At 57.9% G+C, this 14956-nt stretch carries 9 protein-coding genes and 2 tRNA genes; 10 read left to right on the forward strand and 1 reads right to left on the reverse strand.

Annotated features, from left to right (window positions below):
* The first annotated feature begins 36 nt into the window (after nt 1–36).
* The 9 genes from rimO to H9S92_RS04680 all read left to right on the forward strand — a co-directional run bounded on the left by rimO (nt 37) and on the right by H9S92_RS04680 (nt 10673).
* Nucleotides 37–1350 (forward strand): 30S ribosomal protein S12 methylthiotransferase RimO, encoded by a 1314-nt coding sequence (gene rimO / locus H9S92_RS04640; protein ID WP_187465548.1) that lies wholly within the window; start codon nt 37–39, stop codon nt 1348–1350.
* 177 nt (nt 1351–1527) lie between these two features.
* Nucleotides 1528–1609 (forward strand) — tRNA-Leu (locus H9S92_RS04645).
* A gap of 189 nt (nt 1610–1798) precedes the next feature.
* Nucleotides 1799–1880: transfer RNA gene (locus H9S92_RS04650), tRNA-Leu, on the forward strand.
* Between the two features lie 166 nt (nt 1881–2046).
* Nucleotides 2047–3474, forward strand: coding sequence for a redoxin family protein (locus H9S92_RS04655; protein WP_222935978.1), 1428 nt, complete (start codon nt 2047–2049; stop codon nt 3472–3474).
* Nucleotides 3474–3917 carry a hypothetical protein gene (locus H9S92_RS04660; RefSeq protein ID WP_187465550.1) on the forward strand — a complete coding sequence of 148 codons (444 nt, stop codon included), beginning with the start codon at nt 3474–3476 and terminating at the stop codon, nt 3915–3917. Before H9S92_RS04655 ends, H9S92_RS04660 begins: the two co-directional genes overlap by 1 nt.
* A 150-nt stretch (nt 3918–4067) precedes the next feature.
* The gene (amaB, locus tag H9S92_RS04665) at nt 4068–5597 is read left to right on the forward strand and encodes an L-piperidine-6-carboxylate dehydrogenase (RefSeq protein ID WP_187465682.1); all 1530 of its coding nucleotides are present in this window, start codon (nt 4068–4070) and stop codon (nt 5595–5597) included.
* Between the two features lie 525 nt (nt 5598–6122).
* Nucleotides 6123–8276 (forward strand): DNA primase, encoded by a 2154-nt coding sequence (dnaG, locus tag H9S92_RS04670; RefSeq protein WP_187465551.1) that lies wholly within the window; start codon nt 6123–6125, stop codon nt 8274–8276.
* Between the two features lie 152 nt (nt 8277–8428).
* Nucleotides 8429–9772: a (Fe-S)-binding protein gene (locus H9S92_RS04675; RefSeq protein ID WP_187465552.1), complete on the forward strand. Its 1344-nt coding sequence runs from the start codon at nt 8429–8431 to the stop codon at nt 9770–9772.
* A 118-nt stretch (nt 9773–9890) separates the two neighbouring features.
* Nucleotides 9891–10673 (forward strand): (Fe-S)-binding protein, encoded by a 783-nt coding sequence (locus H9S92_RS04680; RefSeq protein WP_187465553.1) that lies wholly within the window; start codon nt 9891–9893, stop codon nt 10671–10673.
* Between the two features lie 106 nt (nt 10674–10779).
* On the opposite strand, the gene H9S92_RS04685 is transcribed toward H9S92_RS04680, so the two are convergent.
* Nucleotides 10780–12711 carry an alpha-1,4-glucan--maltose-1-phosphate maltosyltransferase gene (locus tag H9S92_RS04685; protein ID WP_187465554.1) on the reverse strand — a complete coding sequence of 644 codons (1932 nt, stop codon included), beginning with the start codon at nt 12709–12711 and terminating at the stop codon, nt 10780–10782.
* Nucleotides 12712–13139: 428 nt separating this feature from the next.
* On the opposite strand from H9S92_RS04685, the gene H9S92_RS04690 reads away from it, so the two are divergent.
* Entirely contained in the window at nt 13140–14804 is a 1665-nt protein-coding gene (locus H9S92_RS04690) for a caspase family protein (RefSeq protein ID WP_187465555.1), read from the forward strand.
* Nucleotides 14805–14956 lie beyond the last annotated feature (152 nt).

Raw genomic sequence — 14956 nt, forward strand, 5'->3', positions numbered from 1 at the left:
ATAAATACCGCAGCAAACGCTACCTTTGCGCCGCCAATGAAAACCAAGACACTACGTCCGGATAAAGTCAACGTCATCACGCTGGGTTGTTCCAAGAACCTCGTCGATTCCGAGAACATCATTACCCAGCTGAAGGCCAACGATTACGCCGTCAGCCACGACGCCAACGAGGCGGCCAATATCGTCATCGTCAATACCTGTGGCTTCATCGACCTGGCCAAGGAGGAAAGCATCAACACCATCCTGGACTACGCCGATCGCAAAACGCGGGGCGAGATTGATAAGCTCTACGTTACGGGCTGCCTCAGCCACCGCTACAAGGAAAACCTGGAGGAGGAAATCCCCGAAGTGGACGCCTACTTCGGCACGATGGAACTGCCCGGCCTGCTCAACCGCCTGGAGGCCGACTACAAGCACGACCTGATCGGCGAGCGCTTCATCACCACCCCCGAGCACTACGCCTACCTGAAAATCAGCGAAGGCTGCAACCGTACCTGTTCGTTTTGCGCCATCCCGTTGATGCGCGGCAAGCACGTCTCGCGGCCCATCGAAGAGTTGGTCCGCCAGGCCGAGCACTTCGCCCGCAACGGCGTCAGGGAACTCATGCTCATTGCCCAGGAACTGACTTACTACGGCCTGGACCTCTACAAAACCCGCGAGTTGCCCCGCCTCCTCGAAGCCCTGGCCGCCGTGGAAGGCATCCGCTGGATCCGGCTGCACTACGCCTACCCCAGCAAGTTCCCCCGCGAGATCTTTACGGTGATGGCCGCCCAACCCAAGGTCTGTAACTACCTCGATATTCCCCTGCAGCACGCCAGCGACGCCGTTTTGCTGCGTATGCGCCGGCAGATTACCCGCGCTGAGACCGAAGACCTGATTCGCCACGCCCGCGCCGTGGTGCCCGGCATCGCCATCCGCACGACCTTTCTGGTAGGCTACCCCGGGGAGACGGAAGAGGAATTTGAAGAGCTTTGCCAGTTCGTCCGCGCCATGCGCTTCGAGCGACTGGGCGTCTTCATGTACAGCCACGAGGAAGACACCCCGGCCTACGGTGCCGAAGACGACGTCCCCGCCGAAGTAAAGGCCGACCGCGCCAACCGCCTGATGGAAATCCAGAAAGACATCAGCCTCGAACTCAACGAAGCCCGGATCGGGGCCGAAATGGACGTGCTCATCGAGCGCAAAGAGAACGAGTTCTACGTAGGGCGCACCGAATACGACAGCCCGGACGTGGACAACGAAGTGCTCATCCCCGCCAGCCAGGCATACCTCCGCACGGGCGATTTCGTCCGGGTCCGCATCACCGGCGCTACCGATTACGACCTGGAAGCGGAGGTAGTAAGGGAGTAAAGGGGGAGGGAGTAAAGGGGGAAAGGAGAAAAGGGGGAAAGGAGTAAGGGGGCAGATCAAGCGACTTTAATACTTTTTCGCGGGGTGCTTGCAAATTCCGTTGGCCGACGTACCTTTGGCCCGCTTCCGCCGGGAGGCCCGCAACTTCCCCCTCCGCCGGGTCGTTGAGCAACACATGCCGTCGTGGCGGAATTGGTAGACGCGCTGGATTCAAAATCCAGTTACTTCGGTAGTGTGGGTTCGATTCCCACCGACGGTACCCAAATTTCCCGGAAAAATTTCGTCCGGGCTATTGCACATTCAACGGGGGTAATTACCTTTGCGCCCCGACAGCGAAACGACGTTGTCTTTTACATTTAAAGTGGCCGCTACGCGCCCGCTGGATCTCCCCTGAAATTGATCCGGTTGGTGTACGTGTTCTTGCACAAGGGGCCAAATTAAATCCACCGCCGAAGTGGTGAAACTGGTAGACACGCACGTTTCAGGGGCGTGTGCCTTCGGGTGTGCGGGTTCGACTCCCGCCTTCGGCACTAGCTTCCTAGCGAACTATAGCCCCATCCCCTTCATTGTGGGTGGGGCTTTGTTCGTTTCAGGACCCACGCTGCCCGAAGCTAATGGAAGCGGCGGTCAATAGATTCCTGGCCTCGGGCGTTACCTTTGCGTAACTTCGAAAAAATGGTGTTTAAAGAGATGAACGTGCGCTACCTGTTATGCTCCCTGGCCCTGCTGCTCACTGGCCTGCTCACCGCCCAGGAATCTTACCGGATTACGGTCAAGATTGATGGCTACGACCAGGAGGTGCTGAGCCTGGCCAATAACCTCCTCGATAAACAGTTTGTAGTAGATACTGCCTACCGGGCGGACGACGGCAGCTACGTTTTTGCCAGCGACACGAGTGCCCTACCCAGAGGTATTTACCTTGTCGTACTCGCCCCCGACAACAACTACTTCCAGATGGTGGTCGGCAACGACGACGACCAGGTTTTTTCCCTGCACACCCGGATGGAGGAGCTCAGTAGCGTAAAAGTGGGCAGTAGCCTGGAGAATGAGCGCTTCTTCAGCTACCTCGACTTCCTGAACAAGATGCAGGAAGAAAGTCTCGAATACCAAAATATTCTTAAGGACAGTACGAGCACCGCCGTGGCCAAAGAAAAAGCCACCGCCATGATGGAGCGCTTCGATCAGAAAGTAACGGCGTTTCAGGATGGGATCCTCGAAAAATACCCGGAGTCTTTCGTGGCGGCCATCATCAAGACCAACCGGCCTTTTCCACCGCCAGCTTTTGAAGACATTCAGGACCCCGACGCCCGCAGCATGGCCCAACTCCGCTGGCTGCAAGCGCATTACCTGGACCCCATTCCACTACAGGATGACCGCATTTTGCGCACGCCCTTTCTGTTTTCCCGGCTGAACTACTACGTAGACCGTCTCTTCGTCCAGGACCCCGACACCGTCAGCATGGCCATCGACCGGGTGCTGGAGCGGATGGACCCGAAGTCGGAGCTTTTCAAGCATTACGTCGTGCACTTCATCAACAAGGCTGCGGGGAGTAAATTCGTGGGCATGGACGCCGTGTACGTCCATATGGTAGACAAGTACTACGCCTCGGGCCTGGCCACTTGGGCAGATCCCGACCAAGTGGCCAGCATGATGGAGAACGCGGACAAAACCCGTCCGCTGCTGATCGGCAAATCCGCTCCCAACCTGACCATGACCCGGCGCGATGGTAGCCCGGTGGAACTCTATGATGTTAAAGCCAATTACACGGTGCTCTACTTCTGGCAGTTCTCTTGCCCTTCGTGTAAGAAGTCGACGCCTTACATGAAAGACTTTTACGCCAAGTGGAAAGACAAAGGCGTGGAAATCTTCGCCATCTGCACCCGGCAGACGGAACTCGGCAAATGCTGGGAATACGTGGACGAGAACGAAATCGGGGAATGGCTTCACGCCACCGATCGCTACCAGCGTTTCCACCTGGAATACAATGTGCAATCCACCCCCAGCATTTACGTGCTGGACGAAAACAAGAAGATCGTCTCCAAGCGCATTGGTGCCGAGCAGCTCGACGAGGTCTTGACGGCCCTGGAAGCCCAAAAAGCAAGCAGCCGCAGCGGCAAAAAATAATGGAAGAACCCCTCCAATTCACCCCGCAGCTGGGCGATTTATACGCCACGATGGCCGTTTGTGGACTGGCCTTCGCAGGACTGGTTTGGCTGGCTCTGCGGCTGAATAAACTCAAGCACCCCGATCCACGCCGCAGGGTGTTGCTCCCCATGCTGGCCTACTTCGTCAGTCTGCTCGCCCTGATGGGCTTTCTGGGGGCTTTCTGGTCGAGCTTCAAATACCCCCCGGTGGTATTGCAGGCCCGGGAGATGACCATCGGTAAAACCACCTATCCGCTGCCGAAGGCACGGGAAATCCGCCTGGAGACCTACCCCAACAGCGGCCTGAACCCTTCGACGCGGGTCTTGCTCGTCCAAACCAACGACATGCGCACCTGGGCCTTCCCGGAAAGCCGCTACCCCGTGAATGAGATGCTCACCAGGATTAAGGGGAGCAGGGAGTAAAGGGGGAAAGGAGAAAGGTCAAGATGGATTATACTACTGGGCGCGGGCGCAGGTGCAATGGTGAGGAACAGGAAGCGAGGGGACAATGCCAACCCCGTTAACTCCGATCCCCTTACCTTTGCGGCTGCTAACCAAGAATTACCAAAAATGATGAACCGAGACTTCCTTCAGGAACTGGGCTTGCGGGCCGACAACGATGGCACCAGCACGGGTACCAGCAGCCACCACAACCCTGGCGTACACCTGTCTTCCTACAGCCCGGTAGACGGGCAGCTCATCGGGCGGGTTTCCGTAACCACGCGCGAGCAGTACGATGCAGTCATCGAAAAGGCAGAAGCGGCTTTTCTGCACTGGCGCAGTATCCCGGCTCCGCAGCGGGGCGAAGTAGTCCGGCAGTACGGGCAGGCCTTGCGGGAACACAAAGACGCTCTCGGCCGGCTGGTCAGCTACGAAATGGGCAAAAGCCTACAGGAAGGCTGGGGCGAAGTGCAGGAGATGATCGACATCTGCGACTTTGCAGTGGGCCTGAGCCGGCAGCTTTATGGCCTGACGATGCACTCCGAGCGTCCGCTGCACCGCATGTATGAGCAGTGGCATCCGCTGGGCATCGTCGGGATCATTTCGGCCTTCAATTTCCCGGTGGCCGTTTGGAGTTGGAACAGCATGATTGCCCTCGTTTGTGGCAACGTCAACGTCTGGAAACCCAGCGAAAAAGCTCCTCTGTGCGGCGTTGCCTGCCAAAACATCTGGGCAGGCGTTGCCAAAGCCAATAATCTTCCCGAAGGCATTTGTAACCTGATCAACGGGGATTACCAGGTGGGAGAATGGATGACTACGGATACGCGGGTCCCTCTGATCTCCGCCACTGGTTCTACCCGTATGGGTAAAATCGTTGCCCAAACCGTCGGTGCCCGCCTGGGCAAAACTTTGCTGGAGCTGGGTGGCAACAATGCCATCATCATTACGGAGTCAGCCGATATGGACCTCGTTTTGACGGGTGCCCTCTTCGGGGCTGTCGGCACTTGCGGACAGCGTTGTACCTCCACCCGCCGTCTGATCGTTCACGAAAGCCGCTACGCAGAGGTACGGGATAAGCTTGCTGCGGCTTACGGACAGTTGCGCATCGGCGATCCTCTCGACCAGCACAACCACGTTGGCCCCCTGATCGATAAAGACGCCGTGGCGATGTACCTCAAAGCCATTGAAGGTATCGAAGCGGAAGGTGGAGAAACGATCGTCCCCGGCGGGGTACTGGAAGGCCCGGGCTACGAAAGTGGCTGCTACGTGAAACCCTGCTTCTTCGCGGTTAAGGCAGACAGCAAGATGGCCCGGCACGAGACCTTTGCGCCCATCCTCTACATTATGCCCTACGCGACCCTGGAGGAAGCCATCGCCATCCAGAACAGCGTCCCGCAGGGCCTCAGCTCGGCCATTATGACGACGAATATGCGGGAGAGCGAATTGTTCCTCAGCGCGGCAGGCTCCGACTGTGGCATTGCCAACGTGAACATCGGTACCAGCGGCGCGGAAATCGGCGGAGCCTTTGGCGGGGAAAAGGAAACGGGCGGCGGCCGCGAGTCCGGCTCCGACAGTTGGAAAGCCTACATGCGCCGGCAAACCAATACGATCAACTACTCTACCCAATTGCCTTTGGCCCAGGGGATTAAGTTTGACCTGTAGCCCGAACACTGCCATCTGGCGGGGAGCCTTCGACTGATTACGGTTGAAACTCCGGAGGAACATGTTTACAGGCCGTGGACTTCGGCGGAAGCGGAGCATTGACCTGCTCTGCTTCCGTACGGCGGTCATTGCACCTGCGACCGCGCCCGTACTGCTAGCTATGGGGCAAAAAAAACTGCCCCGGTCGCCGTAGAAACAGCGCCGGGACAGTCCACACACTATGAGAACACCCATTAAATCTTTGCGGCCGCGGGGTGGATGGTATCCGTTTGCGGCCTTTGGTATTAAAGACGTTTGAAGGGCAAAAAAGTATGCAGGCAGGCACGTTAAAGAACGTTAAGAAAACCCTAAAACGGCGTAATTGCTGGTTTTTTGCCAATTTGAAATGCGCATTAGTGACGGGAAAATGACAGAACCGCGGAGCCTTTCCTAGCGGCTTTGCCGGGGTTAAGGGAGAGGCGCTTTCCCGGCCCGCAACTCCTAACTCATCCGGCAACGGCAAAGTCCGTATCTTGACCCCAAGCCATGATCAGCGAAGAAAGTGTAAGAGAGGTACTGGAGACTGCCCGCGTAGAAGACGTGGTGGGTGACTACGTGAACCTGCGGCGCAGCGGGCAAAACCTGACGGGCTTATGCCCATTTCACAATGAAAAAACGCCGAGTTTTAACGTCAACCCGGCGCGCAACATTTACAAATGCTTCGGATGTGGGGAGGGGGGCGACCCGGTAAAGTTCCTGATGACGCTGGAGCAGTTGTCGTTCCCCGACGCTATTCGTCGGTTGGCAGCCCGTTATAACCTGAAGCTTGACGAAACGGAAGTAAGCCAGGAAGAGCGGGAAGAAAAGCAGGAAAAAGAGAGTTTGCTGCTGGTCAATGAGTTTGCCCAGCGTTGGTTTGCCGACCAACTCTACAAAACGGACGAGGGCAAGAGTGTGGGCCTGAGTTACTTCCGCAGCCGGGGCTTCCGCCAGGAGGTGATGGAAAAGTTTGGCCTGGGCTACGCGCCCTTGCAAAGGGATGGCCTCTACCTGGCGGCTACCAAGGCGGGCTACCCTGCGGAGCAACTCCAGCAGCTGGGGCTGGTCCGTGACCGCCGCGACTTCTTCTTTGACCGGGTAATGTTCACGATTCACAACCTGCAGGGTAAGCCCATTGCCTTTGCGGGGAGAATCCTGAAAAAGGACGTCAAGGCCCCGAAATACGTCAATTCTCCTGAGTCGGAAGTATACCACAAATCCGACGTCCTCTACGGTCTTTACCAGGCGCGGCAGGCGGTGCGCAAGCTCGACAATGTGTACATGGTAGAAGGTTACACTGACGTGATCAGCCTGCACCAGAGTGGCATTGAGAACGTGGTGGCCACTTCCGGCACCAGCCTTACTCCGGGCCAGGCCAGGCTGGTGGGCCGGCAGACCGAAAACGTTACGTTGCTGTACGACGGCGATAAGGCGGGCATCAAGGCCGCGCTGCGGGGCGTGGATGTGCTTCTGTTGGCGGGCCTCAACGTGCGGGTTGTTGTTTTGCCCGACGGAGAAGACCCTGACAGCTATTTGCAGCGGGTGGGGGCAACTTCCTTCGGGGAATTCCTGGAGCAGAATCGCCAGGACTTTTTGTTTTTCAAAGCGGATTTACTGCTGGGGGAAGCGGGCAACGACGTGGCGGGCCGCAGCGACGCCATTCGCTCCAGCATCGCCACGCTGGCCCTGGTGGAAGACCCCCTTAAGCGGGCGGGTTATCTCCAACAGTTCACCGCTAAACTGGGCCTCGAGGAAAGCTTGCTGGTCAACCTCGTCAACCAGGCCATCGCCGAGCGGCGGGCGGAAGTCAGGCGCGACCAGGAACGCGAAGAACGGCAGCGCGAGCGCAGGGCCCGGGACCTGGGGGCGGAGCCTTCTCCCCCACCCCGCCACGATTTTCCGGCCGAAGACGATGCCTGGGCTGGCCTGACGGAACCCGGTTTTGCGGAGGGATCAGACGCTCCGCCGCCAGTAGAATGGGATGGCTGGGAAGGCCTGGAAGAACCTGGCTACGAAACGGCCCAGGAACTGCCGCCCGGAGAGTTCGTCCCCCCGATCGGCGCCCCGCCCCGCAACGATGCCGTGGCAGATGCCCTTCTCTACTCCGGCCACACCTTCCAGGAAAAAGAACTTACGCAGTTGTTGATCCACTACGGAAGCAAGGATTACAATGCGGAGGGAACGGGCTCCATCGCCGCGTACCTGACCCACAACGTGGCCGATATGCTGGCTGACTTCGACGGAGGGGCCTACCGGAAAGTCTTTACACTGGCGCTGGACTACGTGGCGCAGCACCACCGCGGCCCTGCGCCAGAGTGGTATATGCACCACCCCGACCCGGAGGTCAGGGAAGTGGCGGCCTTCGTGCCTCCCACTTACCCGCTGAGTCCCAACTGGAAAGAGAAGTACAAGGTATACCTCCGGCAAAAGCCGCCCGAGGAAAACTATGTGCTGGTGGCCGAAAACCTGCTGCGGATCTTCCGACTGGCTAAGATTGACCGAAAATGCCGTGACAACCTCACCACCATCCGGCAGCTGGAGGCGGCGGAGGACTGGCCCAAGGTGGAGCTCCACACCAAATTGCAGATGCGCCTGAACGAAATGCGAAGGGCCCTGGCCAGTGAGTTGGGGACGGTGGCGACTTCGAACCGGAAGTTTTAGCGGAGGTGTAGCTATCCCGCCCAGCACGGGAATCTCCGCTGCGGAAGGAGTGGGAAAGCCAGCGCTGTTGTCCGTCGTGAGGAGTGTCAACGCCTAGCGAAAATTCGCTATTCAACTTGCGTACCCGGCGGGCACCCGTTACCTTTGGCGGCATGGTACAGTCGATCATTTTCAGTCTCGTAGCCTTCGTAGCGCTCGGTAGCGCCTTCCTCCGTTTTCGGCGGGTGTACAGCAACATCCAGCTTGGGAAGGCGGAGCCGGTAGAAGGCCCGGTGGCGGAGCGTTGGAAGAATATGCTGCTGGTGGCCTTTGGGCAAAAGAAAATGTTTAACCGCATGGTTCCGGCCGTGCTGCACTTTGTGTTGTACGCGGCATTTGTCTTTACGCAGATTGAGCTGATCGAGATTTTCATCGACGGCGTATTTGGCGTACACCGCTTTTTTGCGACGCGGCTGGGGGGCTTTTACAACTTCGTGATTGGTACGATTGAGGTGTTGTCCCTCTTGGCTTTCGTAGCGACGGTAATCTTCTTGGTACGGCGCAACCTGCTGTTTATTCCGCGCTTCCATAAGGCGGAGATGACACGCTGGCCGAAGTTGGACGCTAACCTGATCCTGATTTTTGAGGTGGTGCTGCTCCTTTGCATTTTCACGATGAACGGGACCGATGAGGTTTTGCAGTCCATCGCCCCTGCTTACTATCCGGAGACCAACCTCGCCGTCAGCGCTTGGCTAGGCCCCGCCATTTTTGGGGGTCTGGGGGAAGGACCCCTGCGGGTGCTGGAGCGCATCGGCTGGTGGGGGCACATTGCGATGGTGTTTGTCTTTCTCAACTACCTGCCCATTTCCAAGCACTTGCACATTTTGCTGGCCTTTCCGAACACGTGGTTTGCGCGGCTGCGGCCGAAGGGAGAACTGGGCAATATGCCGGAGATCATGTACGAGGTGAAGTCGATGATGGGCATTGAAGACCCCGCTGCTCCGCCACCCAACCCCAATGCGGAACTGCCCGCCTTCGGGGCCAATGATGTATTTGATATGAGCCGCGTTGAATTGCTCGGGGCCTTCAGCTGCACGGAATGTGGGCGTTGTACTGCGGTTTGTCCGGCCAACATCACGGGCAAAGCCCTGAGCCCCCGCAAAATCGTGATGGACGTGCGCGACCGGGCAGAGGAAGTCGGGGAAAAACTCCGCAGCGGCAATCCGGAATTTGCCAAAGACCAGCAGCAGCCCCTTTCAGCGACCAATTTCGACGATGGCCGCAGCCTCTGGGACTTCATCACCCGCGAAGAAATCCACGCCTGCACCACCTGCAACGCCTGTGTTGAGGCTTGCCCGGTCCTCATCAACCCCTTGGAGATGATCATGCAGTTGCGCCGCCACGAAATCCTCACCGAAGCCGCCGGACCCCAGGATTGGCTCCCCCTTTTCAATTCCATCGAAAACCAGCAACGCGCCTGGAGCGTCGGGACGAGCCGAACAGCCTGGGCGGAGTAGTTAAATAGTGCAGTTGTTCAATAGTGCACTAGTTCAGGGCTATGGCGCTCCCTTATTTGCTGCGCAGTACTTCGTGCTCAATTATTCAATTATTCGCTTATTTAATTCCCTCTTCCTCATGCAGATCAAAACCATGGCCCAATTTGCCGCAGAAGACCAAGCCCCGGAAATCCTCTTTTGGGTAGGCTGTGCGGGCAGCTTCGATGATCGGGCCCAGAAGGTGACCCGGGCCTTCGCCGAGATTTTGACGGCGGTGGGCATTTCTTTTGCCGTCCTGGGCGATGAGGAGGCCTGCACGGGAGACCCCGCCCGTCGCGCGGGCAACGAGTTTTTGTTTCAAATGACGGCCCTGCAAAATATCCAGACCCTGAATATGTACGACGTCAAAAAAATGGTCACCGCCTGCCCGCATTGTTTCAATACCATCAAAAATGAATACCCTGCGCTGGGGGGCAATTACGACATCGTCCACCACACCCAGCTTTTGCAGCAACTCATTGACGATGGGAGGGTCAAAATGACCGACGGCGGGACTTTCAAAGGCCAGCGCATTACCTACCACGACAGCTGCTACCTGGGCCGGGCCAACGGCATCTACGCCGCACCACGTGCCGTGCTGGAGTCACTCGATGGCCAACTGGTGGAAATGAAACGCAGCAAAACCAACGGACTTTGCTGCGGTGCTGGCGGGGCGCAGATGTGGAAAGAAGACGAGCCGGGCGAAAAACGCATCAACGTAGAGCGCATCGAAGAAGCCCTCGCCACGGGCGCGGAAGTAATCGCCGTCAACTGCCCATTTTGCCTCACAATGATGACCGACGGCGTCTCCGGCAAAGAAAAACAAGACAGCGTGATGGTCTACGACTTGAGCGAGCTCATCGTAAAGCAAATGCAACGTTAATGTCTCGTTATGGCGCGGCCGCAGGTGCAGGGTGAGGGACAAGAAGCACAGGAAGAGCGGAAAGGAATGTTCCTTCCTCTACCCTATTCCAGACCTTAGACCACCGCTAAAACTCCACCAGGAAGACGTGGGCGGGCCAGTAGGCTGGATCAATAGCCACGTAATTGGCGCTGCCGTTCCACCAGTACTGTGCGCCAGTCAGCAAATCGGTTACTTTGAAGCCCTGGTGGCCGAGCAAGTCCTGCGGAACACTGACGTGCCCCCCTTGCCGGTGGTGCTGGTCAAAATTGACGATGGTCCAAATGAAGTTGGTCCGTTCATCGTTCCATTTTACGTAGCTGAGCAGGTTGGGGTTATCGCCGCCGGTGAAGCGGATGTTGTTGGTTTGCTGGAGGGCGGGGTTCGTCTTGCGCGCGCGGTTGATGAGCGTGTACGCGTCGGTAATGCGGTTGCGGTAAGACCAGTCGTAGTGCCGTACCATGTATTTTTCGGAGTCGTAGTACTCTTCTTTTCCATTGGTGTTGCCCCGGTTTTCCATCAACTCGTAGCTGGGGCCGTAGAGGCCGTAGGAACTGGAAAGGGTGGCGGCAAGGAGGAGGCGTTTGACGAACTGGTTGGAGTTGGCGCCCATCATTTCGTAGGCGAGAATGTCGGGCGTGTTGGGCCAGAAGTTGGGCTGCATGCAATCGGCCAACTCCGTAGTAGTCAACTCAGTAAGGTACTCCCGCATTTCGTGGGGCGTGGTGCGCCAGGTGAAGTAAGTGTAGCTTTGCTGGAAGCCCCGTTTGGCCAATTCAGCCATGATGGCGGGCCGGGTGAAGGCTTCGGCCAGGAAAATAGTATCCGGGAATTTCGCCGTTGTTTCCGCAATGATGTATTCCCAGAACCGGTAAGGCTTCGTGTGGGGATTATCGACGCGGAAGATGTTGATGCCCGCTTCGCACCAGTAAATGACTACGCTGAGCAGTTCTTTCCACAGCGCTACGTGGTCTTCGGTTTCGAAGTTGATCGGAACGATGTCCTGGTACTTCTTTGGCGGATTTTCAGCGTACATGATGCTCCCATCGGGCCGCCAGATGAACCACTCGGGGTGCTCGGTGATGTAGGGATGATCGGGGGCACACTGGAAGGCAAGGTCGAGGGCGACGTCGATATCGAAACCTTGTTTGGCCCGTTTGATGAGCTGCTTGTAATCCTCAATGTTGCCCAGCTCAGGCAGGATGGCCTTGTGGCCGCCCTCCGCTGCACCGATGGCCCATGGACTGCCTGGCTCACCTTCCATGGCGGTAACGGCGTTGTTACGCCCTTTCCGGTTTTTGCGACCGATAGGGTGGACGGGCGGCATGTAGAGTACATCAAAACCCATCTCTTCGAGCCGGGGCAGCAGCGCCTCCACGTCTTTGAAGGTTCCGGAGCGACTGATGTCGGGCGAAGCGGAGCGGGGGAAAATCTCGTACCAGCTGCTGAAGCGTTCGCGCAGGCGCCCCACTTTGACCCGCAGCGAGTGATCGTAGACAGTCTCGAAGCGCCGCAGGGGGTAATCGAGGATCAGCTGCGCAAAAACGGGGCCGAGGATGTACTGTACCACCAGGGCCTGGTCTTCACCGCCCATGGTCTGGATCGCATTGCGGAGTTCTCCCTGCTCTTTTTTAGGCCGTTGCTTCAGGGCTTCGGTCAGGAGGTTAGCGCCAATGGCAATCTCGACTCCCATATCCTGGCCGTCGGCGTGCTTTTTCTTGAAGCCCCGGTACCAGGTCAGTAGCTGGTCTACCCAGGCGACGAGGCGATAGTGGTAGATGGTTTGCTCGGTTACGCGGAAGCTGGCCGTCCAGTGGTCGTTGGGGTGTTCCTCCATTTCGACGCTCGTCCAGCGCTTGGCCTTGTCGGTGCGGTACTCTACTACGGCACGGAGGTAATCGTGGCCATCGCCAAAAATACTGGCGGAAACGTTGACGCTTTCCCCCACCACCCGCTGGATCAGGAATCTGCCGTTGTTGATTTGCGGCTTGACGTGGTCGATGACGGAGCGGTTCTGCATAATGGGGGTCTCGTACTTTGGAAGTGCAATGTTAGGCAAAAAGCCTTAATGGTAAAAGCACCGCAGGCAAGGATGGTTCGGGCTGGAGGGAGAAAGCCTGGCCAGGCCCGAAGGCCGCGCCTAAGCCCTTCAGCGAGTATGCGGAAGATAGCAAAAAATTTATAATAAGTTAAAGTAAGCGGCGTGCGGGGGCAGACTTGCACCGCTCACCGTCCGCTACCACCGCTCCTGCGTTCGCGCCCACCGTTCCCTCAAGAAGCGTAAATCTTAAGATTTCATTACACAATTTTTACGCGCACTATGCTGCTTTAATATTGGTTGCCTGGTTTTGCCCCGGTGGAGCGCAGGCAATATTTTTCAACCGATTTACCGATGTGCACCTCCTTTACTATCCGCACGTTCGCTCACCATTATTCAATCCCAAAACCATGACCCGCCTAATTCTCTTCCTGCTCCTGGTAGGCTCCTTTACTTCGCTGTCTGCCCAGCAAGGGCAATGCCAGCGTGGCGACTGCCTCGACGGCAACGGCCTGTACCGATTCCCCGACGGGGCCACGTACGATGGCAATTTCCGGCGCGGCAAATTCAGCGGCATCGGCGTGCTGAAGTACCCCGGCGGTGGCCTTTACGTAGGCAACTGGCACAACTCCTTGCAGGAAGGGGAAGGGCGCATGACGGAGGCCGATGGCACCGTCTACTTCGGAGGCTTTCACCAGGGCAAACGCCACGGTACGGGCACCCTTACCTTCCAGAATACGACGAAGATCGTGGCCACCTGGGCCTACGGCACCATCAAGGGACCAGCGGAAGTAACTTTTGCCAACCGCGACTTCTACCGGGGTGAAGTGTACGGTACCCAACTGGCGGGCCTGGGCACCATGCAGTACGCCAATGGCGATACCTACACCGGCCAGTGGCTGGGTAACGAGCGGCAGGGACACGGCAAAATGACCTTCGAAGACGGTACCACTCTGGAGGGAGAATGGGACCGCAATGAATTCCAGGCCGATTGGTCGACCCTCGGCTACCAGGGCAACCCGGCGCTGGCCAGTAACTGCAACAGCGGCTGCCCCGACGGAACGGGAAAATACCAGTATCCCAACGGCGCCGTGTTCTACGGTAAGATCCAGTCCGGTCAGCCCGCTGGCAATGGCTCCGTAAATTACCCCTCCGGCAACGTCTACCACGGTGGCTACGATAACCACCAGCCCGAAGGATTGGGCATCATGTACTACGCCGACGGCGAAATGCACGGCGGGCTCTGGCGCGGTGGGCAGCTCTACCGTCGCCTGTTTGCCGCCACTGGCCGGCCCGCCAAAAACGTTACCCCCGACTACGACGAGCGCGTCAAGATCTGGGCCGTCGTCGTCGGCGCCGCCCGCTACACCCACATGCGCACGCTGAAGTACACCGACGACGACGCCTACCAGCTCTTCGCCTTCCTCAAAAGCGTCGAAGGCGGTGCCCTGCCCGAAGAGCAAATCAAAGTCCTGATCGACGAAGACGCCACCCATCGCAACATCATCATGGCCATGCGCGACGTCTACCAACAGGCCGATGAAAACGACGTGATCCTTTTCTACTTCAGTGGCCACGGTCTGCCCGGCGCCTTCCTGCCCGTGGACTACGACGGCTTCTCCAACCGCCTGGAGCATTACCAACTCCGCGACGCCCTCCTGGCCAGCCGCGCCAAGCATAAACTCGTCATCGCCGACGCCTGCCACAGCGGAAGCCTCGGCGGACGCAGCGATCTCGACCAAGCCTTGGCGAGCCGCAACGGCGGCGTCGACGCAGCCCTCAACGCCTACTACGACGCCCTCAACCAGGCACAGGCCTCCACTGCCCTGCTCCTCTCCAGCAAGGGAGAAGAGATCAGTCTCGAAGACGGCGGCCTGCGCAGCGGCGTCTTCAGCCACTACTTGATCCGCGGCATGAAGGGCGAAGCCGACGAAAACGGCGACCGCCTCGTCTCCATCCAGGAACTCTTCAGCTTCATCCACCGCGAAGTGCGCCGCTACACCGGCAACATCCAAACGCCAACCCTGACGGGCACCTACGACGAAGTGATGCCTGTGGCGGTCATGCGGCGCTAGAAAAATGTCAGGTTGGAACTATGCAACGTAGATAGTCGCCAGCAATTCTCAGTTTAGGCATTTGGAGCTTATTACCTTGCTAAAATCAGGGGCAGTTTCTCCGCTGCTGGTTGAAAAAGTCACCCTGGCGAAATAAAATTTTGCTCCTTGCC

Source organism: Neolewinella lacunae (assembly GCF_014349155.1).
Classification (GTDB): domain Bacteria; phylum Bacteroidota; class Bacteroidia; order Chitinophagales; family Saprospiraceae; genus Neolewinella; species Neolewinella lacunae.

What these genes read in the sequence shown, in the direction of transcription:
- dnaG (WP_187465551.1), top strand. Translation starts at nt 6,123, where the DNA reads ATGATCAGCGAAGAAAGTGTAAGAGAGGTACTGGAGACTGCCCGCGTA.
- H9S92_RS04675 (WP_187465552.1), top strand. Translation starts at nt 8,429, where the DNA reads ATGGTACAGTCGATCATTTTCAGTCTCGTAGCCTTCGTAGCGCTCGGT.
- H9S92_RS04690 (WP_187465555.1), top strand. Translation starts at nt 13,140, where the DNA reads ATGACCCGCCTAATTCTCTTCCTGCTCCTGGTAGGCTCCTTTACTTCG.
- H9S92_RS04685 (WP_187465554.1), bottom strand. Translation starts at nt 12,711, where the DNA reads ATGCAGAACCGCTCCGTCATCGACCACGTCAAGCCGCAAATCAACAAC.
- rimO (WP_187465548.1), top strand. Translation starts at nt 37, where the DNA reads ATGAAAACCAAGACACTACGTCCGGATAAAGTCAACGTCATCACGCTG.
- H9S92_RS04680 (WP_187465553.1), top strand. Translation starts at nt 9,891, where the DNA reads ATGCAGATCAAAACCATGGCCCAATTTGCCGCAGAAGACCAAGCCCCG.
- H9S92_RS04660 (WP_187465550.1), top strand. Translation starts at nt 3,474, where the DNA reads ATGGAAGAACCCCTCCAATTCACCCCGCAGCTGGGCGATTTATACGCC.
- amaB (WP_187465682.1), top strand. Translation starts at nt 4,068, where the DNA reads ATGAACCGAGACTTCCTTCAGGAACTGGGCTTGCGGGCCGACAACGAT.